The sequence below is a fragment of the Sphingomonas faeni genome, assembly GCF_023195535.1.
GTDB classification, from domain to species: domain Bacteria; phylum Pseudomonadota; class Alphaproteobacteria; order Sphingomonadales; family Sphingomonadaceae; genus Sphingomonas; species Sphingomonas faeni_B.
Genome location: NZ_JALPNF010000005.1, coordinates 63,531 through 87,277, shown reverse-complemented (window position 1 = coordinate 87,277; position 23,747 = coordinate 63,531). Strand labels below are relative to the sequence as shown.

Sequence of the window (23,747 nt, the reverse complement as noted above, 5' to 3'; positions counted from 1 at the left end):
AGCGAACGCGGTCGTGATGCCCGGCCGTCCACCAATCGACCCGAAGTGGTTTTTTAAGCGTAAACAGGAAGTTTGGTTCTGGGGATAGCTATGCGTGCTGTCGCGTTGAGGGTCCGAACCCCTTTTGCGAGGCATTCCCCATGAGCGTCGTTTCCAACATCACCTCCGCCCTCGGACTGGGCAAGAAGAAGGTCCGCTACGCGATTGTCGGACTTGGCGACATCTCGCAGGCATCGATGATGCCGGGCGTCGCGCATACCGGCAATTCCGAGATCACCGCGCTGGTCACCGACGATCCGGTCAAGGCGCGCGAACTGGGCAAGACGTACGGCGTCGAGGCGACCTATCGCTATGACCAGTTCGACGAACTTCTCGCCTCCGGGCTGATCGATGCGGTGTATCTCGGGACGCCGAACTGGCGGCATGCCGAGTTCGCGATCCCCGCGCTGAAGGCGGGCATCCACGTGCTGTCCGAGAAGCCGCTCGAGATCTCGGTCGAGAAGGCCGAGGCGATCCGCGATGCCGAGCGCGCATCGTCGGCCAAGCTGATGACCGCGTACCGGCTGCATTTCGAGCCGTCGACGCTCGACGCGATCCGGCGGATTCGCAGCGGCGAACTGGGCGAGCTGATCGCGTTCACCTCGTGCTTCACGCAGAAGGTCGATCCGGCCAATCATCGCGTGAAGAACGGCGTGCAGGCCGGGCCGCTATTCGACATGGGTCCGTATCCGATCAACGCGACTCGCTATCTGTTCGGGGCGGAGCCGACCGAAGTAGTCTCGGCCGTCGCGACGCGGCATCCCGAATTGGGGCTTGGCGATCTCGACGACACGTTCGCAGTGACGTTGCGGTTTCCCGGCAACCGGCTTGCACAGTTCACCGTCTCCTATGCGGCCAACAACGTCGACAGCCTGACGATCTCGGGCACCGAGGGCAGCATCCACATGGACCCGGCCTACGGCTTCGGCGACGCGATGGAGCAGCGCGTGACGATCGGCGAGAAGAAGAGCCATGAGAGCTTCAAGCCGACCGACCAGTTCGGCGGCGAGATGCGCTATTTCTCCGACTGCATCCTCGAAGACCGCGATCCCGAACCCGATGCCGAGGAGGGGCTGGCAGACCTGCGCGTGATCGAGGGCGTGCTGGAGGCGCTGAAGACGCGGGGACCGGTGACGCTGCCGCCGTTCGTGCGCTCGCGGCGGATTTCGGCGGAGCAGGAGCAGACGCTGTCGCCAATCAAGGAGCCCAAGCTCGTCCACGCCGCCAGCCCGACCGGCTGAGCGGCATGCTCGCCTTCCTCGATTTCGAAGCGTCGTCGCTGGGTAAGAAGAGTTACCCGATCGAGGTGGCGTGGGTGTTCGAGGATGGTGCGTCGGAGAGTCATCTGATCAAGCCTGCGCCCGAGTGGACCGACTGGGATCCGGCGGCGCAGGCGATCCACCGGATCGAGCGGCGGGTTTTGGAGGAGGAGGGCGAGGACCACCGGCTCGTTGCTGCGCGGATGGTCGAGGTGCTGGCGGGGCATGACCTGCTGGCCAGCGCGCCGTCCTGGGATGGGAAATGGCTGAGCACGCTGTTGCGGGCCGGCGGACAGCCGCGGCGGGTGCTTCGGTTGCGCGATACCGATGCGGCGCAGTTGGAGATGGCGCTGGCCTGTCTCTCGGGAGTCGAACCGGCGGCGGTGCGGGAGGCGCTGGCGCGGGAGGTGGTTGGCGAGGTCTCGCAGCGGCGTAACGGGCGCGTGCCGGATCACCGGGCGCTTGCGGATGCGGAGGCTGAGTTGGCGCAGTGGCGGGAGGTGCGGATCGAGGCGCAGAGGCGGGCGGCGGAGTACCTGTCTTAAGGCACCACCCCGGCGGAGGCCGGGGCCCGGTTGGAAGGTCGCGGTAACGGATCGTTGTCCGTCGTCAGCAACGTTCCCCAACTGGGCCCCGGCCTTCGCCGGGGTGACGGCTACGGTGAAATGTCGAACCAGCCCATCTTGTTTCCCCGCGAAGGCGGGGACCCAGACTGGGAGTGCGGGGTCAGATCGTCCCCCGGACGATCCTTGTGCATGCGGAGCATGCACAACCCCGCGCTCGCCTTCGCGGGAGAACAAGGGAGCGAGTGTCATCCGGCGTTGGCCTTAGTTGGGCCGCGCCCCGCCTCCATTCGTCACCCCAGCGAACGCTGGGGTATCCCGCTTGGGTCGCGGCGCCCGCCTAACCGGGAGATCCCAGCTTTCGCTGGGATGACGGGCTGGGGCTGGGGACGGTCTGCCCGGCCCGCGAGTGCGCTCGGCGGTGGAGCGACGCCCCCCCGCTGCCTCAGTCCGTTTCGGCGCGCGGCGCGCCGCTCTGCGTCACCGGTTGCGGTCCGTCGGCCGTGGCCTCCAGCGTCGAGTCGCCGCCCAGCACGCGGTACAAGGTCACGCGGTTGCTGGCACCGACCAACTGCGTCGCGACCAGATTGCGTTGCGCGGTGTAGAGCGAGCGTTGCGCATCGAGCGAGCTCAGGAACGTGTCGATCCCGCCGCGATAGCGCGCGTCGGTGAGGCGGTACGTGTCCTGCGCCGCGGCCGAGAAGTTCTGGTTCGCCTTCAACTGGTCTGCGATCGTGCCCTGCCGCGCGAGCGCGTCGGCGGTTTCCTGGAACGCGGTCTGGATCGTCTTCTCGTAGGTGGCGAGCGCGGCGTCGCGCTGGGCCTTCGAATAGGCGACCCCGGCGATCCCGGCACCGGCGCGGAAGATCGGGTAGCTGACCGAGGGCGCGACCGAATAGTTGAACGCGCCACCGCTGAACAGCGAGGTCAGCGACGTGCTCGCGAACCCGAGGATTCCGGTGAGCGAGATCCGCGGGAACAGTTCCGCACGGGCCGCGCCGATCTCGGCGTTGGTCGCGCGGAGTTGGTATTCCGATTCCACGACGTCGGGACGCCGCAGGAGGATGCTGCTGTCCAGCCCGGCGGGGAGCGTCGCGATGGTTGGTAATGCCTGCTCGATCGACCCGGGCAGGAGCGCGGCGTCGACCGGCGCACCGACCAGCAACTGGAGCGCGTTGATATCCTGTGCGAGCGCGGTGCGTTGCTGCGCAAGGTCGGACTGCGCGGTGAACAAGATCTGCTGCGCCTGACGGAGATCGGTACGCGGGGCGACGCCACCACGCCGCCGCGCGTCGGTAAGCGTGACGCTGCGCTGCGAACTGGCGACGGTATCCTGCGCGATCTTGAGCAGGCTCTGGTCGGAGGCATAGGTGAGCCACGCATCGGCGATGTCGCCGACCAGCGTCAGGCGGGTGGCGCGCGCGGCGGCTTCGGTAGCGAAATAGCGATCGAGCGCGGCGCCGGTCAGCGAGCGGATCCGGCCGAACAGGTCGAGTTCGAACGCGGTGGTCCCGAGATCGACCGAGAAGGCGCTGTTCGAGCTGGACGAACTGACGACCGATCCGGTCGAGCCGGTGCCCGTTCCGACGCCGCCCGTGCCGGTGCCGGTCCCACCGGTGCCCGTACCCGTGCCGCCGGTACCCGTGCCGGTGTTGCCACCCGTGCCGCTCGTGACGGTATTGCGGGTACCGTTGCCGCCACCCGAATAGGTGTAGCGGCCGCTCGCATCGACCTGCGGCAACAGGTCGGCGCGCTGGATGCGGTATTGCGCGCGGGTCGCGGCGATGTTGGCGGCGGCGACGCGGAGATCGCGGTTGTTCGCCAAAGCCTGGACGATGATCTGCTGCAGCCGCGGATCGCGGAACACGTCGCGGTAGGTGATCGCCGGCAGCGTCGCCTCGGTCTGGCGGAGGTACGCGTCGCCGACCGGGAGCGACGGCGGCACGGGGAGTTCGGTCCGCGCGTATTTGGGCGCGAGCGAGCAACCGGCGAGCGCGGTGGAGGCGGCGAGGATCAGGACTAGCGAGCGCATCATGCGGGCTCCGGCCGGCGAGGGCCTTGGGGTTCGGGCGGGCCCAAATGTTCGTTGTGATCGCCATCCGTATCGTGATGCCCACCCTGATGACCGGTCGGGCGCCCACGCAGCTTGGCGATGCCGTCGCGCGCGCCGCGGCGGACGAGGACGAAAAACAACGGGATGTAGAAGATCGCGAGGATCGTCGCGGTCAGCATGCCGCCGACCACCGCGGTGCCGATCGCGATGCGGCTGTTGGCACCCGCACCGGTCGAGAGCGCCAGCGGCAGCACGCCGAGGATGAACGCGAACGAGGTCATCAGAATCGGGCGCAACCGGATCTTCGCCGCGGACATCGCCGCCTCGATGACGCGCTTGCCCTTCTTTTCCTCCTGCTCGGCGAACTCGATCATCAGGATCGCGTTCTTGGCGGCCAGACCCATCGTCGTGAGCAGGCCGATCTGCAGATAGACGTCGTTGATGAGGCCACGCAGCGTCACCGCGAGGATCGCGCCGACCAGGCCGAGCGGGATCACGAGCAGCACCGCGATCGGGATCGTCCAGCTCTCGTAGAGCGCGGCTAGGCACAGGAAGACGACGAGCAGCGACAGGCCGTAGAGGATCGGCGCCTGACCCGAGGAGAGCCGCTCCTGATAGGACAGACCCGACCAGGCGACCGAGGTACCGGGGATCTTGCCGGCGAGTTCGGCGATCTTCGTCATCGCGTCGCCCGAACTGACGCCGGGCGCGCCCGATCCCTGGATTTCATAGGACGCGATGCCGTTGAAGCGCGATAGCGTCGTCGGCGCCTGGCCCCAGCTGGTCTTCGCGAACGACGAGAACGGCGCCATCTGGCCGTTCGACCCGCGCACGAACCACTGGCTGAGATCGGACGGCTGCGCACGGAACTGCGCGTCGCCCTGCACATAGACGCGCTTGACGCGACCACGGTCGATGAAGTCGTTCACATATTGCCCACCCCAGGCGGTCGACAGCGTCGAGTTCACGTTCGCCTGCGTCAGCCCCAGCGCCGAAAGCTTCTGCTGGTCGGCATCGACGCGCAGGGTTGCGACGTCGGGCAGTTCGGTGAGGCGGATCGCGGTGAGCGACGGATCGGCGCGGGCGAGCGCGAGCAACTTGTCGCGCGCGGCGTTGAATTGGACCTGTGAGAGGCTGCCGCTGTTCTGCAGCTGCATCGTGAACCCGTTCGACGAACCGAGACCGCGGATCGCGGGCGGCACGAGCGAATAGACCTGTGCGTCGCGGAAGCCGGCAAATGCCTGGGAGGCGCGACCGGTGATCGCGTCGGCGGTGTTTTCCTTGCCCTTGCGCTCGTCCCAGGGCGCAAACGAAATGAAGCCCTGGCCGGTGTTCTGGCCGCTCGCGCCGCCGCCGCCGCCGCCGCTGACGGTGAACATCGTGCCGACGTTCGCCTTCTCGTTGGTCAGGTAATATTGCTCGATCTGCTTCTGCAGCGCGAAGGTGCGGCCTTGCGTGGCACCGGCGGGAAGCTGGAACTGGACGATCCCGGTGCCCTGGTCCTCGGTCGGCAGGAAGCCCGTCGGCAGGCGCAGGAACAGCACCGCCAGCAAGGCCACGGTCCCCGCGTAGATCAGCAGGAACAGCCATTTCCGGTCGATCACCGACTGCACGCCACGGGTATATTTCTGCGTGCCCTTCTCGAACGTCGAATTGAACTTGTCGCCGGCGCGCGTGAAGAAATGCGACACCTTCGGAAATTTGCGTTCGCCCCAGCTCTTCTCGTGGTTGCCCTCCGCGTCCTTCTTCTTCTGCTTGAGCAGAGTCGCGGTGAGCGCGGGGGAGAGGATCAATGCGACCAGCACCGACAGCACCATCGCCGACACCATCGTCAGCGAGAACTGGCGGTAGATCACGCCGGTCGAGCCGCCGAAGAACGCCATCGGCAGGAACACCGCCGACAGCACCAGCGCGATCGCGACCAGTGCGACGGTGATCTCGTTCATCGACTCGATCGTCGCCTCCCGAGGCGTCATCTCGGGATTCTCTTCCATCAGGCGTTCGACGTTCTCGACCACGACGATCGCGTCATCCACGAGAAGCCCGATCGCGAGCACGAGCCCGAACAGCGTCAACGTGTTGATCGAGAAACCGGCGAGATAGAACACGCCGAACGTGCCGAGCAGCACGACCGGCACCGCGATCGTCGGGATCAGCGTCGCGCGCCAGCTTTGCAGGAACACGAACATCACAATGACGACGAGGATGACCGCCTCGATCAGCGTCTCGACGACCTCGTCGATCGACAGCTTGATGAAGTTCGTCGTGTCGTTGGCATAGGCGTATTTCAGGCCGGGCGGGAAGCTCTTGGACGCGTCGTCGACATAGGCCTTGACCAGCTCTGCGGTCTTGAGCGCATCGGCGCCGGGCGCGAGCAGTACGGCGATACCGGCGCCGGGATGCGCGTTGATGCGGCTGCGCGCATTGTAGTTCTCCGCGCCCAGCTCGATCCGCGCGACGTCGCGCAGCTTCACGGTGGCACCGTCGTTGGTGGTCTTCAGGATGATGTTGGCGAACTGCTCGGGCGTCTGGAGACGCGACTGCGCGGTGACGGTCGCGTTCAGCATCTGCGTGTCAGGCTGGGGTTGCCCGCCGAGTTCGCCGGCGGCGACCTCGGTGTTCTGCGCCTGGATCGCGGTCGTCACGTCGCTCGGGATCAGCTGGAAGCTGGCGAGCTTGTTCGGATTCAGCCAGATCCGCATCGCATACTGCGCGCCGAACACGTTGCTGTCGCCGATGCCGGGAATGCGGCCGAGCGGATCCTGCAGGTTCGAGACGAGATAATCGGACACGTCCTGGTTGGTCAGCTTGTCGGTCTCGTCATAGACGCCGACGATCAGGAGGTTGTCCGGATTCGACTTGCGGACGACGAGGCCCTGTTGCTGGACCTGTTGCGGCAGGCGGGAGATCGTCTGCTGGACCTGGTTCTGGACCTGGACCTGCGCGATGTCGGGATCGGTGCCCTTTTCGAACGTCACGGTGATCGACACCGAGCCGCGCGACGACGAGGACGAGCTGAAATAGATCAGCCCGTCGATCCCGGTCAGCGATTGCTCGACGACCTGCGTGACGCTGTTCTGGATCGTCTGCGCGTTGGCGCCGGGGAAGCTGGCGCGGATCGAGACCTGCGGTGGCGCGACGTCGGGATATTGCGCGATCGGCAGCGCCATGATCGCACCGATGCCGCCGAGCATCACGATGATCGCGAGCACCCAGGCGAAGATCGGGCGATCGATGAAGACACGGGATAACATAAGGGTTTAGCCGGCCTTTTTCTGGCTGGACTGGCCGCTTGAGGAGTCACCCTTGGGCGCTTCGATCTTTTGCGCGGTGGTTTCGGGTACCGGCTTCACGCCCTGGTTCGGGGCGATCTTCGATAGCCCCTGGGTGATGATCCGGTCGCCGGGGTTGAGCCCGCCGGTCACCACCCAGAACGCGCCCTGCGTGCGGTCGGCCCTGATATCCTTCTGCACCGCCTTGTTGTTCGCATCGACGACATAGACCGTCGCATTGCCCTTCGCATCGCGCGATACGCCCGCCTGCGGCACGAGGAACGCGCGCTGGTTGATCGCCTGCGCGAACTTGGCCTGGACGAACATGCCGGGCAGCAGCAGCCCCTGCGGATTGGGGAAGCGCGCGCGCAGCGTCACGGTGCCGGTCTCGGTGTTGACCAGCGCTTCGGCGAACTGGACGGAGCCGGTCGCGCCATATTCGCTGCCGTCCTCGAGCGTGAGGCGGACTTCGGCGCGGGTCGCGACGATGCCGTTCTGGCCGAGCGAGCGGCGCAGCGCGAGCAGGTCGCCGGACGATTGCTGGATATCGACGAACATCGGATCGAGTCGCTGGATCTGCGCGAGCGGATCGGTCTGCGTCGCGGACACGAGCGCGCCGACCGTGAACAGCGAGCGGCCGATGCGGCCGGTGATCGGGGCGGGGACGGTCGTGAACTTGAGGTTGATCTGCGCGGTTTCCAGCGCCGCGCGCGTCTGCGCGACCGAGGCGGTGGCCTGGCGCGAGGTGGCGACCGCGTTGGTGTAATCCTGCTTGCTGATCGCCTCCATCTCGGCGAGCGGCTTGTACCGCTGCGCGAGGATATTCTGCGCCTGCTGGTTTGCGCGCGCGCTCTGGAGGTTGGCCTGCGCTTCGTTGGCGGCGGCGCGATAGAGGCGCGGGTCGATCTCGTAGAGCGGCTGGCCCTTCTTGACGAGCGTGCCCTCGGTAAAGAAGCGGCGGCGGATGATGCCGGTGACCTGCGGGCGGACGTCCGAGCTTTCGAACGCGGTGGTGCGGCCGCTGAGTTCGGTGGTCATCGCGACGCTGGTCGGCTGGACGACGACATAGCCGACGGTCGGCGTGCCCTGGCCGGGTTGGCCAGCCTTGCCCTTGCCTTGCGCCTTTTCGCCGCCGCCAGAACAGGCGGCGAGCGCCAGCGCAGGTACGAGCAGGAGGGCGCACTGCCGCGTGGAAAATCGTGTGGCTATCAAGTTTGGTATCCGCTCGCGATCGTGTGGGCAGCTGTTGGTCGGGCTAAACCACGAGGATGTACCAGAAGTGTGTCAGTTGAAAAGCGGGGGTGAGAAATAGGGAAGAAAGAGTAACCTGGTTGATTGGTTGAACGGTATTTTCTCGGGCGTGACGCTCGCCAATGTCTCGAGAGTTGTTTCCCCGCGAAGGCGAGGATCCAGACTGGGCTCCCGCCTTCGCGGGAGAGCAAGGAGGGGTGCGTTCCCGCGATTGCCCGCACAGCGTGCACCCACTGTACCACCCCGGCGGAGGCCGGGGCCCAATTGGAAAGGTCGCGGTAACATGGGACTGCGCTCCGTTAGCAACGTCGCCCAATTGGGCCCCGGCCTCCGCCGGGGTGGTGCTTGTTCCGCGAGTCCTCCAAACCAAATTCTCTCGGGTGCGTTGAGCAGTAGATGCCGGAACGAGCCCGGCATGACGGATGGGGTGGGGTGATGGCTCTGATCGATGACGACAAGAAGGCGGCGGCAGTCGCTGCCGTGCAAGAAGTTCGGGCCGGGATGCTCGTCGGCCTCGGCACCGGCTCCACTGCTGCGTTCGCGATTCAAGCGCTCGGCGAGCGAGTCGCCGAGGGACTCATCATCCGCGCGGTCGTCACGTCCGAAGCGTCCGGCAAACTCGCCCGCGAGGTCGGCATCGAGATCCTCGACTTCGCCACCGTCGCGCGCGTCGACCTCACGATCGATGGTGCGGACGAGATCGACGCGCAGTGTTTCGCCATCAAGGGCGCAGGCGGTGCGATGTTGAGGGAGAAGATCGTCGCCGCAAGCTCGGCACGGATGGTCGTGATCGCCGATGGCTCCAAGCGGGTCGACCGGATCGGCGTGGCCAAGCTGCCGGTCGAGGTGCTGCCGTTCGCCATCGCCTATGTGGTGCGCGCGCTGACCGACATGGGCGCCGCCCCAACGATCCGCGACAACTACCGGACGGATCAGGGCAATCTCGTCGTCGATTGCCATTTCGCCACGCTCGAAGATCCCCGCGCAACCGCCGCCGCCCTCTCCGCGATCCCCGGCATTCTCGGCCACGGGCTGTTCCTCGACGAGGTAGATGCCGCGTATATTGCAACGAATGGTGTCGTTACGCGACTGGAACGGGCGGGTGCATCCGCGTAAAGCCACCCTATCTTGGCAACCAGATCGGATGCGCGGCGTTCGGTCACAGTCTAGAGCGAGGCTTTTCCATGACCGATACCGCAACCGCTGCCCCCAAGGCGGACCCCATGCTGCACGAGGACGGTTCGCCCGAACGCCTCACGATCGATACCATCCGCACGTTGTCGATGGACGCGGTGCAGAAGGCCAATTCGGGCCACCCCGGCACGCCTATGGCGCTCGCGCCGGTCGGCTACACGCTCTGGTCGAAGTTCCTGCGTTACGATCCCAAGCACGCCGACTGGCCCAATCGCGACCGCTTCGTGCTGTCGGTCGGCCATGCGTCGATGCTGCTGTATTCGCTGATCCACCTCGCGAAGATCGAAGAGATCGGCGCGGACGGCGAGAAGAGCGGCAAGGAGGCGGTCAGCCTCGAGGACATCAAGCAGTTCCGCCAACTGTCGTCCAAGACCCCCGGCCACCCCGAATATCGCCACACCACCGGCGTCGAGACCACCACGGGTCCGCTCGGCCAGGGCTGCGGCAACTCGGTCGGCATGGCGATCGCCGAGCGCTGGCTTGCGGCGCGTTACAACAAGGACGGCTTCACGCTGTTCGACCATGACGTCTACACGATCTGTGGCGACGGCGACATGATGGAGGGCGTTTCGGCCGAGGCTGCGAGCCTTGCCGGGCATCTCAAACTTTCGAACCTGTGCTGGATCTACGACAGCAACCATATCTCGATCGAGGGCGCGACCGATCTGGCGTTCGACGAGGATGTCGGCCTGCGCTTTGATGCGTATGGCTGGAACGTCATCCATGTCGACGATGCGAACGATACCGAAGCGCTGAGCCGCGCGATCGAGACGTTCAAGGCGACCACCGACAAGCCGACCTTCATCGTCGTGCATTCGGTCATCGGTTACGGCAGCCCCAAGGCGGGCAGCGAGAAGGCCCACGGCGAGCCGCTCGGCGAGGAGAATATCCGCCTCACCAAGCAGGCTTACGGCTGGCCCGAGGACAAGTCGTTCTACGTGCCGGACGGCGTGATCGAGCATTTCAACGGCGCGATCGCCGAGCGTGGCGCCAAGCTGCGCGACGAGTGGGTCGCGCTGACCGACAAGTATCGTGGCGCTTACCCCGAACTGTCCGCCGAACTCGACCTGTTGCTCAAGGACGAATTGCCCGAGGGTTGGGATGCCGACATCCCGACGTTCGAGGCGGATGCCAAGGGCGTTGCCAGCCGCGACTCCGGTGGCAAGGTGCTCAACGCCATCGCCGCCAAGGTGCCGTGGCTGATCGGCGGTTCGGCCGATCTCGCGCCGTCGACCAAGACCGACATCAAGGGCCAGCCCTCGTTCGAGGCGGAGAATTACGCCGGTCGCAACTTCCATTTCGGCATCCGCGAACATGGCATGGGCGCGATCGTCAACGGCATGGCTCTGTCGCACCTGCGTTCGTACGGCTCCACCTTCCTCGTGTTCGCCGATTACATGCGCGCGCCGGTGCGCCTGTCGGCGATCATGGAAGTCGGCGCGATCTGGGTGTTCACGCATGATTCGATCGGGGTCGGCGAGGACGGCCCGACGCACCAGCCGATCGAGCATCTTGCCACGCTGCGCGCGATCCCAGGCCTCGACACGATCCGTCCGAGCGACGCGAACGAAGTCGTCGCGGCCTGGAAGGCGGTCCTCAAGGACGCAAGCACGCCGGCCGCATTGATCATGTCGCGCCAGGCTCTGCCGACGCTCGACCGGACCAAGTACGCAAGCGCCGACGGGCTCGAAAAGGGTGGCTATGTGCTGGCTGACAGCGACGGCACGCCCGACGTGATCCTGATCGCGACCGGCAGCGAAGTGTCGCTCGCGGTCGACGCGCACGAGAAGCTGACGGCGGACGGCGTGAAGAGCCGGGTCGTGTCGATGCCGAGCTGGTATCGCTACGAACTGCAGGACGCCGCGTACAAGCAGAGCGTGCTGCCGCGCGAAGTACGGGCACGCGTTGCGATCGAGATGGCCGGGTCGATCGGTTGGGACCGCTATGTCGGCCTCGACGGCGCGACCGTGACGATGTCGACGTTCGGGGCCTCGGCACCGCTCGCCAAGTTGCAGGACAAGTTCGGGTTCACCGTCGACAATGTCGTCAAGGTCGCCCGCCAGGTTATGGAGACCAAGTGATGGGTGCGCTCAACGATCTCGAAGGCTTCGGCCAGGCGGTTTGGCTCGATTTCGTCGACCGGAAGTTCCTGGAGGCTGGTGGTCTCCAGAAGCTGGTCGACGAGGATGGCCTCACCGGCGTCACGTCGAACCCGTCGATCTTCGAAAAGGCGATGGGTCATGGCGATGCCTATGACTCGACGCTCGCGAAGTACGACAAGGAAAACCCCGGCGCGGCGACGATCGATCGCTACGAGCATCTGGCGATCCAGGACATCAAGGCGGCGGCGGAGACGTTGAAGCCGGTCTACGACAGGCTCGACGCGAAGGACGGCTATGTCAGCCTGGAAGTGTCGCCGTACATCTCGGACGATACCGACGCGACGATCGCCGAGGCGAAGAAGCTGTGGGCGGCGGTCGACCGGCCGAACCTGATGATCAAGATCCCGGGGACGCTCGCGGGCGGTCCGGCGATCTCGTCGACGATTGCGAGCGGGATCAACGTTAACGTCACGCTGCTGTTCGCGCTCGACGCGTATATCCGCGTTGCCGAGGCGTATGCCGCGGGTCTGGAAGAGCGCGTGAAGCAGGGCCAGCCGATCGACAAGATCGCCAGCGTCGCCAGCTTCTTCGTCAGCCGGATCGATTCGTCGATCGACAAGGAGATCGATGCGCGAGTCGAGAAGGGCGATGCCGAGGCCGAGGCGCTGAAGGCGGTCCGTGGCAAGGTCGCGATCGCCAACGCGAAGATGGCGTATCAATGGTATCTCGACTTCCTGAGGTCGGATCGCTGGCAGGCACTCGCGGCCAAGGGTGCGCAGCCGCAGCGGTTGCTGTGGGCGTCGACCGGCGTGAAGGATCCGAGCTATCCGGACACGCTGTATATCGACACGCTGATCGGCAAGGACACGGTCAACACCATGCCGCCGAAGACGATGGACGCGTTCCGCGACCACGGCACCGCGGCGGAGACGATCACGCAGGACGTGGATCAGGCGAAGCATGTGTTGGCGGAAGCCGAGCGGCTGGGGCTCGACCTCAACGGCGTGACTGGCAAGCTGGTCGAGGAAGGCGTCGCGTCGTTCGTGAAGGCGTTCGACGATCTGCTCGGGTCGATCGCGAAGAAGCAGCCCGCGACGGCGTAATTCTACGTCATGCCGGGCTCGTTCCGGCATCCACCGTTCCGCGAACGCGATAGACTCGATTGTGCGGAACGGTGGACCCCGGAACAAGTCCGGGGTGACGGACCTGGTGCCCCATCACCTACACAAAGGACTCCCCATGAAGATCGGACTGATCGGCCTCGGCCGGATGGGCGGCAATATCGCGCGCCGGTTGATGAAGAACGGCCACGAGGTCGTCGCCTACGACCGCGACGCCGAAGCCGTGAAGAAGCTCGCCGCCGACGGCGCGGAAGGCGCGGATTCGCTCGACGACATGCGCGCCAAGCTCGACACGCCGGCGATCTGGTGGGTCATGGTGCCCGCGGGCGAGCCGACCGAGAGCACCGTCCAGGCGATCGCAGCGAAGGCGAACGACGGCGACATCATCATCGACGGCGGCAACAGCTTCTACAAGGACGACGTTCGTCGCGCGAAGGAACTGGCCGAAAAGGGCATCCACTATGTCGACGTCGGCACGTCGGGAGGCGTGTGGGGCCTCGAACGCGGCTATTGCATGATGATCGGCGGCGACAAGGAAACAGTCGATTACCTCGATCCGATCTTTGAGACGCTCGCACCGGGCATGGGCGACATCGTCCGCACGCCGGGCCGCGTCGAGGGTCAGGCCGATCCGCGCGCCGAGAAGGGCTATATCCACGCAGGCCCGTCGGGCGCCGGGCACTTCGTGAAGATGGTGCACAACGGCATCGAATACGGCCTGATGCAGGCTTATGCCGAGGGCTTCGACATCCTCAAGGGCAAGTCGGGCGAGCATGTCGCGGAGGACCAGCGCTTCGACATCAACCTGACCGACGTCGCCGAAGTGTGGCGTCGCGGCAGCGTGATCTCGTCATGGCTGCTCGACCTGTCGGCGATCGCGCTGGCGAAGGACGGCAAGCTCGATGCGTTCAGCGGCAGCGTCGCGGATTCGGGCGAGGGCCAGTGGACGATCGATGCGGCGATGGAGGAGAAGGTGCCGGCCAACGTGCTGACCGCCGCGCTCTACGCACGCTATCGCAGCCGCGTCGACCATACGTTCGGCGACAAGCTGTTGTCGGCGATGCGCTATGGCTTTGGCGGTCATGTCGAGATGCCCCAGTGAGCGCGCAAGTGAGTTCTGGTATCAAACTGCTCGTCTCCGATGTCGACGGCACGCTCGTCGACAAGGAGAAGAAGGTCACGCCGGCAACGGTGGATGCGGTCGAGCGGCTGAAGGCGGCGGGCCTCGGCTTCACGATCATCAGCGCACGGCCGCGTTCGGGGATGATGCCGATCGCCGAGCTGCTCGGCATCGACGAGCCGATGGGGGCTTTCAACGGTGGGATCGTGTTCAAGCGTGACGGCACCGTGATCGAGCACCACATGATCGATGTCGACGTCGTGCGCGGCGCGATGGAGATCGTCGGCGATGCCGCTGTCGATACGTGGTTCTTTGCGGATGACGTCTGGTACGCCAGCACGGATCAGGGCGGGCATGTCGGCAGCGAGCGCAAAGCGTCGGCACAGGATCCGGTGATCGTTTCCGACTTTTCCGATCTGCTTGCCAAGGCGGACAAGGTCACTTTCGTCAGCGATGACGAAGACCTGTTGCGCGACCTGCACGCAAAGGTCGCGGCGAAGTTCGACACCAAGGCGACGATCGTCCAGTCGCAGACCTATTATCTCGACATCACGCCCGTCGCCGGCAACAAGGGTAGCGGGATCGAGGAACTGGCGGACGCGTTCGGCATCAGCTTGACGCAGACCGCGGCGATCGGCGATCAGGCCAACGACATCGCGATGCTCAAGCGCGCGGGCCTTGCCATCGCGATGGGCAACGCGCCGCAGAATGTCCGCGACGTCGTCCACCAGATTACCAGCGCGAACGATGCCGACGGTGTCGCGCACGCGATCGACAATTTTATCCTTACTGGAGTTTCCGCATGAAAGAGTTGGTTGCCTTCGACCTCGATGGAACGCTGGCCGAGAGCAAGCAGCCCTTGCAGGAGCCGATGGGCGAGGCGCTGGCGAACCTGCTCGACGTCGCGCATGTCGCGGTAATCTCGGGCGGCGACTGGCCGCAGTTCGAGAAGCAGGTCGCGTCGCGGCTGCCCGAGCGCGCGGATCGCACCAAGCTGTGGCTGATGCCGACGACGGGCACCAAGCTGTACCGGTTCGATGGCGAATGGCGCGCGGTGTATGCCGAGCTGTTCGAGGACGACGAGAAGCAGACGATCCTGAAGGCGTTCGACGAGTCGCTCGAGGCCACCGGGTTCGTGCCGGAGAAGACCTGGGGCGAGCGGATCGAGGATCGGGGCAGCCAGATCACGTTCTCCGCGCTCGGCCAGGAAGCGCCGATCGATGCCAAGCACAGCTGGGATCCGGATTTCGCCAAGCGCAAGGTCATCCAGGCCGATTTGCGCAAGCGCCTGCCGGGGCTGTCGATCAACATGGGTGGTGCGACCTCGATCGACATTACGCGCGAGGGTGTCGACAAGGCTTACGGTCTGAAGAAGCTCAACGAGGCGAGCGGGATCGCGCTCGACAAGATGATGTTCATCGGCGACGCGATCTTCCCGGGTGGGAACGACTATCCGGCCGAGCAGCTTGGGCTCGACGTCGTGAAGGTGAAGAACGTCGATGGTACGCTGGCGGCTATCGCCGGGATCGTCGCATGCCTGAAGTAAGAGCCATGCTTGAAGCCGGGTCATGAGCGTCGCCTTCCGTCGCGAGAGTGACGAGGAACATCTCGAACCGAAGTTCGAACAGCCGATCGCGCCGGGGCCTAATCTGGTCACGGCGCGCGGACTGCGGTTGATCGGTGAGCGGGTGGTCGCGATCGAAGCGGCGGTCGCGGCGGAGACGGGCGAGGAGGCTCGGAAAGTTTTGCTGCGCGATCTGCGGTACTGGCATACGCGGCAGACGACGGCCGAGATCGCGCCTTCGCCTGAAGAGGACGAGGTCGGAATCGGCTCGCGTGTCCGGGTTCGGATGAACGGGGTGGAGCGGTTTATCTCTATCGTCGGTGGCGACGAAGCTGAGCCTGGTGAGGACCGGCTGGCATTCTCGGCACCGCTGGCGCGGGCGCTGATGGGGGCTGCGGTTGGCGAGACGGTTGCATTTGCGGACAAGGCGGATGCGATCGAGGTGCTGGCGATCGACAAGGATGACGGCTGATGGCTGAGGCGAAATTCGAGCGGCACCGTCAGGCTTGGACGCAGGACGAGATCCAGAAGCTGCATACGTTGGCCAAGAAGGGCATGGCGCTGAAGGCGATCGCCAAGGCGCTGACCCGGAGCGAGGAGTCGGTGAAGGTTCGGGCGAAGGAGGATTCGCTGAATATCGCCAAGCTGCGGTAGGGTTGGTGGGGGGGGCTCGTGGCTGACGGATTGACCGGCTGACGGATGGACGTGCCCTCAAACCCCGTCATCCTGGACTTGATCCAGGATCCAGAGCCACCGAGTGCGCCGATATTGGCTCTGGGTCCTGACTTTCGTCAGGATGACGGCGTTAGGGTCGGGGTGTGGCAGAACCCTCTCCCGGGGCGGGGAGAGAGCCGAAGTTGGCTGGCTCTGCTTGGTTAATCCGTCGTGTTAACAGCCGTGCCGTGTCGGCCCCCTGTACTACCACCCCGGCGAAGGCCGGGGCCCAATTGGAAAGGTCGCTGTAACGAGGGGCAACTGCGCCACTGCCCGCCCCCAACTGGGCCCCGGCCTTCGCCGGGGTGGGGCGACTTCCGTGCGCGGCATTGGTGGACGTGCGAGCAGGTCACCACCTATGTGGCTGATCTTGAACGCGCTACAGCGGCCACCCCTTACTTGTTCTCCCGCGAAGGCGGGAGCCCAGTCTGGGTCCCCGCCTTCGCGGGAAAACATTCTTGACTAGCGGCTCGTCCAAATAAGCTGCACGGAGCTACACTTGTCCGAATACGACGCGATCATCCTCGGAGCAGGCGCCGCCGGTCTCATGTGCGCCGCCGTCGCGGGCCAGCGCGGGCGGAAGATCCTGCTCGTCGATCACGCCGACCAGGCGGGAAAGAAGATCCTGATCTCCGGCGGAGGACGGTGCAATTTCACCAACGTCCACACCGCCGCCGACCGCTACATCTCCGCCAACCCGCATTTCGCCAAGTCCGCGCTCGGCCGGTACACCACGCAGGATTTCATCGCGCTCGTCGAGTCCTACGGCATCGCGTGGCATGAGAAGACGCTCGGGCAACTCTTCTGCAACGGCTCCGCGAAGCAGATCGTCGAGATGCTGCTTGACGAATGCGACAAGGGGCGAGTCGATCTGTCGCTCGGTCGCGCGGTCACTGGAGTCGAACACGCAGACGGCCGCTACCGCGTCTCGCTCGACGGCCGCACCGTCACCGCCCCCGCGCTGGTGATCGCGACCGGCGGGCCGTCGATCCCGAAGATGGGCGCGACCGGGTTCGCCTATGATCTCGCGCGGCAGTTCGGGTTGAAGGTCGTCGAGCCACGCCCGGCGCTGGTGCCGCTGACGTTGGGCGGCGACGAAATCCTGTTCCGCGAATTGTCGGGCGTTGCCGCCGACGTGGTCGCGACCGCCGGCAAGACCGCGTTCCGCGAAGCCGCGCTCTTCACGCATCGTGGGCTGTCCGGCCCCGCGATCCTTCAAGCATCGTCCTATTGGCGCAACGGCCAGCCCGTCGGGATCGATTTCCTGCCCGACCGCGAGTTCGGCTGGCTCCCCGCCGCCAAGCGTACCACGCCGCGCGCGACTCTCCGGAAACTGCTCGGCAGCACGCTGCCGGACCGACTCGCGGAGACTTTGAGCGAGCGATTGGGCATGACGGCTGAGATTTCCACGCTCACCGATCGTAAGCTCCAGGACGCCGAACGCGCGCTAAGTCATTGGCAATTCACGCCAAACGGCTCGGAAGGCTATGCCAAGGCCGAGGTCACCGCTGGCGGAATCAGCACTGCGGAACTATCTTCGCAAACAATGCAAGCCAAACGCGTACCAATGTTGTATGCGGTCGGCGAAGCGGTCGATGTCACAGGGTGGCTCGGCGGCTACAACTTCCAATGGGCATGGGCGAGCGGGTGGGCCGCGGGCCAAGTCCTGTAGGGACCACCACGCCAGTGCTTTGCCGTAGCGTCAAGCCGGCCACCAATTAGGACGTACATGCCTTTTACAAATATTCCGTCGCTTCTCTCCGAGGCGCTCGAAGCGCGCGGCTATACCGCGCTCACCCCCGTCCAGGCTCATGTGATCGAGGACAATGCGATCGGTCGCGATCTCGTCGTGTCGGCGCAGACCGGCTCGGGCAAGACCGTCGCGTTCGGCCTGGCGATGGCCGGCGAACTGCTCGGTGAAGCCGGCGAGGACGGCGTCCAGCGCCTGCCCGCGCCGCACAAGCCGCTCGTGCTCTGCATCGCGCCGACTCGCGAGCTCGCGCTCCAGGTCAGCCGCGAGCTGATGTGGCTTTACGCCAAGGCCGGTGCGCGGATTTCGACCTGCGTTGGCGGGATGGACGCCTCGAAGGAGCGTCGTTCGCTCGCACACGGCGCGCATATCGTCGTCGGCACGCCGGGGCGTCTGCGCGATCATCTGGAGCGTGGCGCGCTCGACCTGTCGGCCCTGAAGGTCGCGGTGCTCGATGAGGCCGACGAGATGCTCGACATGGGTTTCCGCGAGGATCTCGAGCAGATCCTCGATGCGTCGCCCGAAGCGCGTCGCACGCTGTTGTTCTCGGCGACGATGCCGCGGCCGATCGTCGCGCTCGCCAAGCGCTATCAGCGCGACGCGGTGCGCATCTCGACCGTCGGCGAGGATCGCGGTCATGGCGATATCTCGTACCAGGCCGTCACGGTCTCGCCGTCCGAGATCGAGCATGCGGTGATCAACCTGCTGCGCTTCCACGAAGCGGAGACGGCGATGCTGTTCTGCGCGACGCGCGACAACGTGCGTCACCTGCATGCGAGCCTGGTCGAGCGTGGCTTTGCCGCCGTCGCACTGTCGGGCGAGCATTCGCAGAATGAGCGTAACGCTGCGCTTCAGGCGTTGCGCGACCGTCGTGCGCGTGTTTGCGTCGCGACCGACGTTGCGGCGCGCGGTATCGATCTGCCGACGCTGTCGCTGGTCGTTCACGTTGAGCTGCCGCGTGACGCCGAGACGCTCCAGCATCGCTCGGGTCGTACCGGTCGTGCGGGCAAGAAGGGCACGGCCGTGTTGATCGTGCCGTTCCCGCGTCGCCGTCGCGTCGAGATGATGCTGCGCGGTGCGAAGATCAACGCGGAGTGGGTCAACGCCCCGACCGCCGAGGACATCCGCAAGAACGATCATGAGCGGCTGATCGGCATGCTGTTGCAGCCGGTCGAGGTCGAGGAGGAGGATCGCGCACTCGCCGTCCGCCTGATGGCCGAGAAGACGCCGGAGGATATCGCCGCCGCGCTGGTGCACATGCACCGGTCTACGATGCCGCAGGCCGAGGATCTGATCGACCAGAGCAAGCAGCCGACGCAGGACGAGCGTTCGCAAGGGCCGCGCGCTGGGTTCGAGGACACCGTCTGGTTCCGGATGGATATCGGTCGTCGCCAGAACGCCGATCCGCGCTGGATCCTGCCGCTGATCTGCCGTCGCGGGCATATCACCAAGTCGGAAATCGGTGCGATCCGCATCGGGCCGAACGAGACGGCGTTCGAGATTCCGCGCGCTGTGGCGTCGCGGTTCTCGGCCGCGATCCAGCGGACGGCGCAGGCTGGCGAGGAAGAGAGCGGCGTTGCGATCGAGGCGATGCAGGGCGCGCCGGAGAGCGGTGCTCGGCATGACGGCGGTGGCGGTGGTCGCAGCAATGCGAGCGGCCCACGCTCGACGCTGCACCGTGCGGCACCTCGCGGGGGTCCGGCTCCGACGCGGAAGCCGCCGTATCGTGGGAATCGCGAGCGGAGCTGAGCGACGACCCTTGCTGCCGTCACCCCAGCGAAAGCTGGGGTCTCCCCCGTGGTTCGCGACGTGCGCTAAACGGGGATATCCCAGCTTTCGCTGGGATGACGGGTGGGGGGACAGGTGCAGAATGCCTCCAGCCCTCCGTCATCCTGACGAAAGTCAGGACCCAGAGTAACGAACGACCCCGCCTGTAATCCTGGGTCCTGACTTTCGTCAGGATGACGGTAGGGGTAGGGCGTGAGATGACCATGACTGACACGCCACCCCCGCTCCGCATCCTCGTCGACGCCGACGCGTGTCCGGTGAAGGACGAGATCTACAAAGTCGCGTGGCGGCACAACGTCCCCGTGACGATCGTCGCGAACAGCCATTTCCGCATACCCGTCCATCCGCTGATCAACCGCGTGGTCGTCAGCGACGGGTTCGACGCCGCCGACGACTGGATCGCCGAACAGGCCGATGCGAAGTCGGTCGTGATAACCGCCGACATCCTCCTCGCCGACCGCTGCGTGAAAGCCGGCGCGACCGTTCTCGCCAACACCGGCAAGCCGTTCACCACCAGTTCGATCGGCGGCGCAATCGCGACGCGCGCGATCATGGCTGACCTGCGCGCGGGTGGCGACATCATCGGCGGCCCTGCGCCGTTCTCGAAGGCGGACCGGTCCAGCTTCCTGTCCGCACTCGATGCGGCATTGGTCAGATTGAAGCGTCGCTGATCTCGCGCGTTGATCCTCCCCTATGAGGGGAGGTGGCAGGCCATAGCCTGACGGAGGGGTAGCTCGCCATCGAGAGCCCGATACCCCTCCGTCTGGCAAGCGCCAGCCACCTCCCCTTGCAGAGGAGGATGTGTGACGCGCACCGTTTTACCGCCCATCAAAACACGCACGGGGTTGCCATCCCGCACTCTGCATCGCCATAGGCGCGCGTTCATTAAAGGACGACGCATGCAGATGGACGCTGGCGGCCCCGCGCTGGGGCTGGATTTCGGCACGACCAACAGCGTCGTGGCGCTCGGGACCAAAAACGGCACGCCGGAGCTGGTGACCTTCGCGGCCCCCGCAGAGACGAGCCCGGTGTTCCGCTCGGCGCTGTGTTTCTGGCAGGACGACAGCGGCAAGGGGCTCGCGTCGGATGCGGGGCCGTGGGCGATCGCGGAATATATGGAGTATCCGCTCGACAGCCGGTTCATCCAATCGTTCAAGTCGGTCGCGGCGATGAAGACGTTCGAGCAGGCCTCGGTCTTCGACAAGCGCTATCGCTTCGAGGAGATGGGGCAGCTGTTCCTCGAAAAGCTGATCGCGCATGCAGGCGGCAAGCTCGACACGCGGCCGCAGCGGATCGTGGTGGGGCGGCCGGTCGAATATGCAGGCGCGCGGCCCGACGAGGCGCTGGCACGGACGCGGTATGACGCGATGTTCAAGGGCTTTGGGGCGGAGATCCATTACGTCTATGAGCCGCTTGGCGCCGCCTACAGCTACGCGACGCGGCTGACCGAGCCGGCGACGATTCTGGTGGCGGATTTCGGCGGCGGTACGAGCGATTTCTCGGTGGTGCGCGTCGCCGAGCCGGGCGCAGCGCGGCGGTGCACGCCGCTCGGGCATGCGGGTGTCGGGATCGCCGGGGATCGGTTCGATTACCGGATTCTCGACCGGCTGGTGCTGCCGATGCTGGGCAAGGGCGGCGCGTACAAGTCGTTCGGCAAGGAACTGGAGATCCCGCGCGCGTATTTCGCCGATTTCGCGGACTGGTCGCGGTTGGCGTTGATGCGCAACCGCAAGACGATGACCGAGCTGGAACGGTTGCAGAAGACCGCGCTGGACCCCGACGCGATCGGGCGGATGATCGCGGTGATCGAGAACGAACTCGGGTATCCGCTGTACGATGCGGTCGGGTCGCTGAAACGGGCGCTGTCGAGCGGCGAGGACGCGCATTTCCATTTCGCGGGTGCGGGGCTGGAGATCGAGGCGGACGTTACGCGGGCGCAGTTCGAGGGCTGGATCGCGGACGACGTCGTGCGGATCGAGGCGGCGGTCGACCGGGCGCTCGAGGTCGCGAACGTCGGCGGCGGCGATATCGACCGGGTGTTCCTGACCGGCGGGTCGTCGCTGATCCCGCGCATCCGGCAAATCTTCGTCGAGCGGTTCGGCGAGGCGGCGATCATGAGCGGGGGCGAGCTGACGTCGATCGCGCACGGGCTCGCGCTGATCGGCGAGCAGGACGATATCGCGGCGTGGTCGGCATGATCCCGCGCGTGCTTCTCGGGACGGCGCAGGTGCCGGGTGGGGGTGAACTCCGCTTGCTCCAGCGTGGTGCCGAGTTCTCGATCATGCTCGGCGCGAACGAGTTGATGAACAGCCGGTTGAGCGGGTCGGAAGAGGCGCTGGCGGAGCAGGCGTGCGATCGGATCGGCGACCGGCCCGGCGTGCGGATGCTGATCGGCGGGTTGGGCATGGGGTTCACGTTGCGCGCCGCGCTGGCCCGGCTTGCCGCCGACGCGGAGGTGGCGGTCGCGGAGATCGTGCCCGCGGTGATCGAATGGGCGCGGGGACCGATGGCGGCGCTCCACGGCGAGAGCCTGACCGATCCGCGGACCCGGATCTTCGAGGGCGACGTCGCCGCGGCGATTGCCGAGGGGCAGTGGGACGCGATCCTGCTCGACGTGGACAATGGTCCGGACGGGATTTCGCGGCCCGGCAACGACCGGCTTTACGGCGCACGCGGATTGTCCCTGGCGCGGGCGGCGTTGCGGCCGGGGGGCGTGTTGGCGGTGTGGTCGTCGGCGCCGAGCAAGCCGTTCGCCACCCGGCTCGCCGAAGCGGGGTTCGTGGTCGACGAGGTGATCGCGCGGGCGACGCGGAAAGGCGGGGCGCGGCATACGATCTGGTTCGCTACCAAGGCATGATCTGGCGCTGGACCGTATTGATCGCGCTGTCGGGGGTGATCGCGGGGCTGCTGGAACTGGTCGGGCTGCCCGCGGGGTTGCTGCTCGGGCCGATGGTCGCGGCGGTGGTGCTGGCAGTGCGGGGATGGTCGCTGACCGTGCCCACGTCTGCTTTCCGAGGCGCGCAGGCGGCGGTCGGGACGCTGATCGCGGGGTCGATCACGACCGGGATCGTCGCGACCGTGGCGGATCACTGGCCGGTGTTCCTGATGGTCAATTTCGTCACGCTCGCTGCGAGCAGCGTGCTCGGATATTTGCTGAGCCGGTGGCAGGTGTTGCCGGGCACCGTCGCGGTCTGGGGATCGACGCCCGGTGCGGCGAGCGCGATGGTGTTGATGGCGCAGGCCTATGGCGCGGACTCGCGGCTGGTCGCGGTGATGACCTACACGCGGGTGGTGAGCGTGGCGGTGGTCGCGTCGGTGCTCGCGGCGGTGATGGTCGGCGGCGGGAGCGGGCATTATGTCGCGGGGGCGTGGTTCGCATCCGTAGACCCGGTCGCCGTGCTGCGGACGATCGCGATCGCTGGGGTTGGCGCGGGGGTGGGTGTCGCACTGAGGCTTCCTGCCGGTGCTCTGCTTGGGTCGCTGATCGCGGGAGCGGCGCTCAATGTTACCGGTGTTGCGCAGCCGGTGTTGCCGCAGTGGCTGCTCGCGATCAGCTACGCGGTGGTGGGGTGGCGGATCGGGCTGTCGTTCACGCGCGATACGTTGCGGGTCGCGGGTAAGGCTATGCCGCGGATTTTGCTGTCGGTCGCGCTGCTGATCGCGTTCTGCGGGGGGATCGCGGCGGTGTTGACGCGGTGGTGGGGGATCGATCCGGTGACTGCGTATCTGGCGACTAGCCCTGGCGGGATGGACTCGGTCGCGATCATCGCGGCGTCCAGTCCGGTGGATGTGCCGTTCGTGATGGCGTTGCAGGTGCTGCGGTTTCTGGGAGTGTTGCTGATCGGGCCGCCGCTCGCGAAGTTCGTGGCGACGCGGCAGGGTGGTGTACCGCCGCCGGTCATTCCGACTTAGCGCTAGGCAATGCCTACCATACCGCCGTCATCCTGACGAAAGTCA

The 23,747-nt window shown here is 66.0% G+C and carries 19 protein-coding genes; 16 read left to right on the top strand and 3 right to left on the bottom strand.

The window, feature by feature from the left end:
• Nucleotides 1-140: 140 nt before the first annotated feature.
• Nucleotides 141-1,280 (top strand): Gfo/Idh/MocA family protein, encoded by a 1,140-nt coding sequence (locus tag SPHN_RS11460; protein WP_248523431.1) that lies wholly within the window; start codon nucleotides 141-143, stop codon nucleotides 1,278-1,280.
• Nucleotides 1,281-1,285: 5 nt separating this feature from the next.
• Complete coding sequence (locus SPHN_RS11455; protein WP_248523430.1) at nucleotides 1,286-1,843, top strand: transcriptional regulator; 558 nt, start codon at nucleotides 1,286-1,288, stop codon at nucleotides 1,841-1,843.
• 463 nt (nucleotides 1,844-2,306) lie between these two features.
• On the opposite strand, the gene SPHN_RS11450 is transcribed toward SPHN_RS11455, so the two are convergent.
• Genes SPHN_RS11450 through SPHN_RS11440 form a run of 3 tightly spaced genes read right to left on the bottom strand, consistent with a single transcriptional unit; the run spans nucleotide 2,307 to nucleotide 8,395 of the window.
• The gene (locus tag SPHN_RS11450) at nucleotides 2,307-3,896 is read right to left on the bottom strand and encodes an efflux transporter outer membrane subunit (RefSeq protein WP_248523428.1); all 1,590 of its coding nucleotides are present in this window, start codon (nucleotides 3,894-3,896) and stop codon (nucleotides 2,307-2,309) included.
• The gene (locus SPHN_RS11445) at nucleotides 3,893-7,168 is read right to left on the bottom strand and encodes a multidrug efflux RND transporter permease subunit (protein ID WP_248523425.1); all 3,276 of its coding nucleotides are present in this window, start codon (nucleotides 7,166-7,168) and stop codon (nucleotides 3,893-3,895) included. Before SPHN_RS11445 ends, SPHN_RS11450 begins: the two co-directional genes overlap by 4 nt.
• A 6-nt stretch (nucleotides 7,169-7,174) precedes the next feature.
• On the bottom strand, nucleotides 7,175-8,395 hold the full coding sequence (locus SPHN_RS11440; RefSeq protein ID WP_248523679.1) for an efflux RND transporter periplasmic adaptor subunit: 1,221 nt from the start codon (nucleotides 8,393-8,395) through the stop codon (nucleotides 7,175-7,177).
• Between the two features lie 477 nt (nucleotides 8,396-8,872).
• On the opposite strand from SPHN_RS11440, the gene rpiA reads away from it, so the two are divergent.
• From rpiA to SPHN_RS11370, 14 genes are all read left to right on the top strand, one after another.
• Complete coding sequence (gene rpiA, locus SPHN_RS11435) at nucleotides 8,873-9,553, top strand: ribose-5-phosphate isomerase RpiA (RefSeq protein ID WP_248523423.1); 681 nt, start codon at nucleotides 8,873-8,875, stop codon at nucleotides 9,551-9,553.
• Nucleotides 9,554-9,621: 68 nt separating this feature from the next.
• Nucleotides 9,622-11,712, top strand: a complete 2,091-nt coding sequence (gene tkt, locus SPHN_RS11430; RefSeq protein ID WP_248523420.1) for a transketolase — start codon at nucleotides 9,622-9,624, stop codon at nucleotides 11,710-11,712.
• Nucleotides 11,712-12,836 (top strand): transaldolase, encoded by a 1,125-nt coding sequence (gene tal, locus SPHN_RS11425; RefSeq protein ID WP_248523678.1) that lies wholly within the window; start codon nucleotides 11,712-11,714, stop codon nucleotides 12,834-12,836. The genes tkt and tal overlap by 1 nt, the downstream gene beginning before the upstream one ends.
• Nucleotides 12,837-12,972: 136 nt before the next feature.
• Complete coding sequence (gnd, locus tag SPHN_RS11420; protein WP_248523418.1) at nucleotides 12,973-13,956, top strand: phosphogluconate dehydrogenase (NAD(+)-dependent, decarboxylating); 984 nt, start codon at nucleotides 12,973-12,975, stop codon at nucleotides 13,954-13,956.
• Between the two features lie 8 nt (nucleotides 13,957-13,964).
• Nucleotides 13,965-14,780: a Cof-type HAD-IIB family hydrolase gene (locus SPHN_RS11415; protein WP_248523416.1), complete on the top strand. Its 816-nt coding sequence runs from the start codon at nucleotides 13,965-13,967 to the stop codon at nucleotides 14,778-14,780.
• Nucleotides 14,777-15,520: an HAD-IIB family hydrolase gene (locus SPHN_RS11410; protein ID WP_248523414.1), complete on the top strand. Its 744-nt coding sequence runs from the start codon at nucleotides 14,777-14,779 to the stop codon at nucleotides 15,518-15,520. Before SPHN_RS11415 ends, SPHN_RS11410 begins: the two co-directional genes overlap by 4 nt.
• A gap of 22 nt (nucleotides 15,521-15,542) precedes the next feature.
• Complete coding sequence (locus tag SPHN_RS11405; RefSeq protein ID WP_248523413.1) at nucleotides 15,543-16,010, top strand: GreA/GreB family elongation factor; 468 nt, start codon at nucleotides 15,543-15,545, stop codon at nucleotides 16,008-16,010.
• Nucleotides 16,010-16,192 (top strand): hypothetical protein, encoded by a 183-nt coding sequence (locus SPHN_RS11400; RefSeq protein WP_055881387.1) that lies wholly within the window; start codon nucleotides 16,010-16,012, stop codon nucleotides 16,190-16,192. The genes SPHN_RS11405 and SPHN_RS11400 overlap by 1 nt, the downstream gene beginning before the upstream one ends.
• A gap of 559 nt (nucleotides 16,193-16,751) precedes the next feature.
• Nucleotides 16,752-17,924, top strand: a complete 1,173-nt coding sequence (locus SPHN_RS11395) for an NAD(P)/FAD-dependent oxidoreductase (protein WP_282580542.1) — start codon at nucleotides 16,752-16,754, stop codon at nucleotides 17,922-17,924.
• Between the two features lie 57 nt (nucleotides 17,925-17,981).
• Nucleotides 17,982-19,751, top strand: coding sequence for a DEAD/DEAH box helicase (locus SPHN_RS11390; protein ID WP_248523411.1), 1,770 nt, complete (start codon nucleotides 17,982-17,984; stop codon nucleotides 19,749-19,751).
• 242 nt (nucleotides 19,752-19,993) lie between these two features.
• Complete coding sequence (locus tag SPHN_RS11385; protein ID WP_432715085.1) at nucleotides 19,994-20,461, top strand: YaiI/YqxD family protein; 468 nt, start codon at nucleotides 19,994-19,996, stop codon at nucleotides 20,459-20,461.
• Between the two features lie 228 nt (nucleotides 20,462-20,689).
• Complete coding sequence (locus SPHN_RS11380) at nucleotides 20,690-21,988, top strand: Hsp70 family protein (protein ID WP_432715081.1); 1,299 nt, start codon at nucleotides 20,690-20,692, stop codon at nucleotides 21,986-21,988.
• Nucleotides 21,985-22,647, top strand: a complete 663-nt coding sequence (locus tag SPHN_RS11375; protein ID WP_248523672.1) for a hypothetical protein — start codon at nucleotides 21,985-21,987, stop codon at nucleotides 22,645-22,647. Before SPHN_RS11380 ends, SPHN_RS11375 begins: the two co-directional genes overlap by 4 nt.
• Nucleotides 22,644-23,702: an AbrB family transcriptional regulator gene (locus SPHN_RS11370; RefSeq protein WP_248523407.1), complete on the top strand. Its 1,059-nt coding sequence runs from the start codon at nucleotides 22,644-22,646 to the stop codon at nucleotides 23,700-23,702. The genes SPHN_RS11375 and SPHN_RS11370 overlap by 4 nt, the downstream gene beginning before the upstream one ends.
• The last annotated feature ends 45 nt before the right edge of the window (nucleotides 23,703-23,747 follow it).

Excerpts from the sequence above, each read along its gene's own strand:
- SPHN_RS11460 (WP_248523431.1), top strand. The coding sequence starts at position 141 with ATGAGCGTCGTTTCCAACATCACCTCCGCCCTCGGACTGGGCAAGAAG.
- SPHN_RS11455 (WP_248523430.1), top strand. The coding sequence starts at position 1,286 with ATGCTCGCCTTCCTCGATTTCGAAGCGTCGTCGCTGGGTAAGAAGAGT.
- SPHN_RS11450 (WP_248523428.1), bottom strand. The coding sequence starts at position 3,896 with ATGATGCGCTCGCTAGTCCTGATCCTCGCCGCCTCCACCGCGCTCGCC.
- SPHN_RS11445 (WP_248523425.1), bottom strand. The coding sequence starts at position 7,168 with ATGTTATCCCGTGTCTTCATCGATCGCCCGATCTTCGCCTGGGTGCTC.
- rpiA (WP_248523423.1), top strand. The coding sequence starts at position 8,873 with ATGGCTCTGATCGATGACGACAAGAAGGCGGCGGCAGTCGCTGCCGTG.
- tkt (WP_248523420.1), top strand. The coding sequence starts at position 9,622 with ATGACCGATACCGCAACCGCTGCCCCCAAGGCGGACCCCATGCTGCAC.
- tal (WP_248523678.1), top strand. The coding sequence starts at position 11,712 with ATGGGTGCGCTCAACGATCTCGAAGGCTTCGGCCAGGCGGTTTGGCTC.
- gnd (WP_248523418.1), top strand. The coding sequence starts at position 12,973 with ATGAAGATCGGACTGATCGGCCTCGGCCGGATGGGCGGCAATATCGCG.
- SPHN_RS11410 (WP_248523414.1), top strand. The coding sequence starts at position 14,777 with ATGAAAGAGTTGGTTGCCTTCGACCTCGATGGAACGCTGGCCGAGAGC.
- SPHN_RS11405 (WP_248523413.1), top strand. The coding sequence starts at position 15,543 with ATGAGCGTCGCCTTCCGTCGCGAGAGTGACGAGGAACATCTCGAACCG.
- SPHN_RS11400 (WP_055881387.1), top strand. The coding sequence starts at position 16,010 with ATGGCTGAGGCGAAATTCGAGCGGCACCGTCAGGCTTGGACGCAGGAC.
- SPHN_RS11390 (WP_248523411.1), top strand. The coding sequence starts at position 17,982 with ATGCCTTTTACAAATATTCCGTCGCTTCTCTCCGAGGCGCTCGAAGCG.
- SPHN_RS11385 (WP_432715085.1), top strand. The coding sequence starts at position 19,994 with ATGACTGACACGCCACCCCCGCTCCGCATCCTCGTCGACGCCGACGCG.
- SPHN_RS11380 (WP_432715081.1), top strand. The coding sequence starts at position 20,690 with ATGCAGATGGACGCTGGCGGCCCCGCGCTGGGGCTGGATTTCGGCACG.
- SPHN_RS11375 (WP_248523672.1), top strand. The coding sequence starts at position 21,985 with ATGATCCCGCGCGTGCTTCTCGGGACGGCGCAGGTGCCGGGTGGGGGT.
- SPHN_RS11370 (WP_248523407.1), top strand. The coding sequence starts at position 22,644 with ATGATCTGGCGCTGGACCGTATTGATCGCGCTGTCGGGGGTGATCGCG.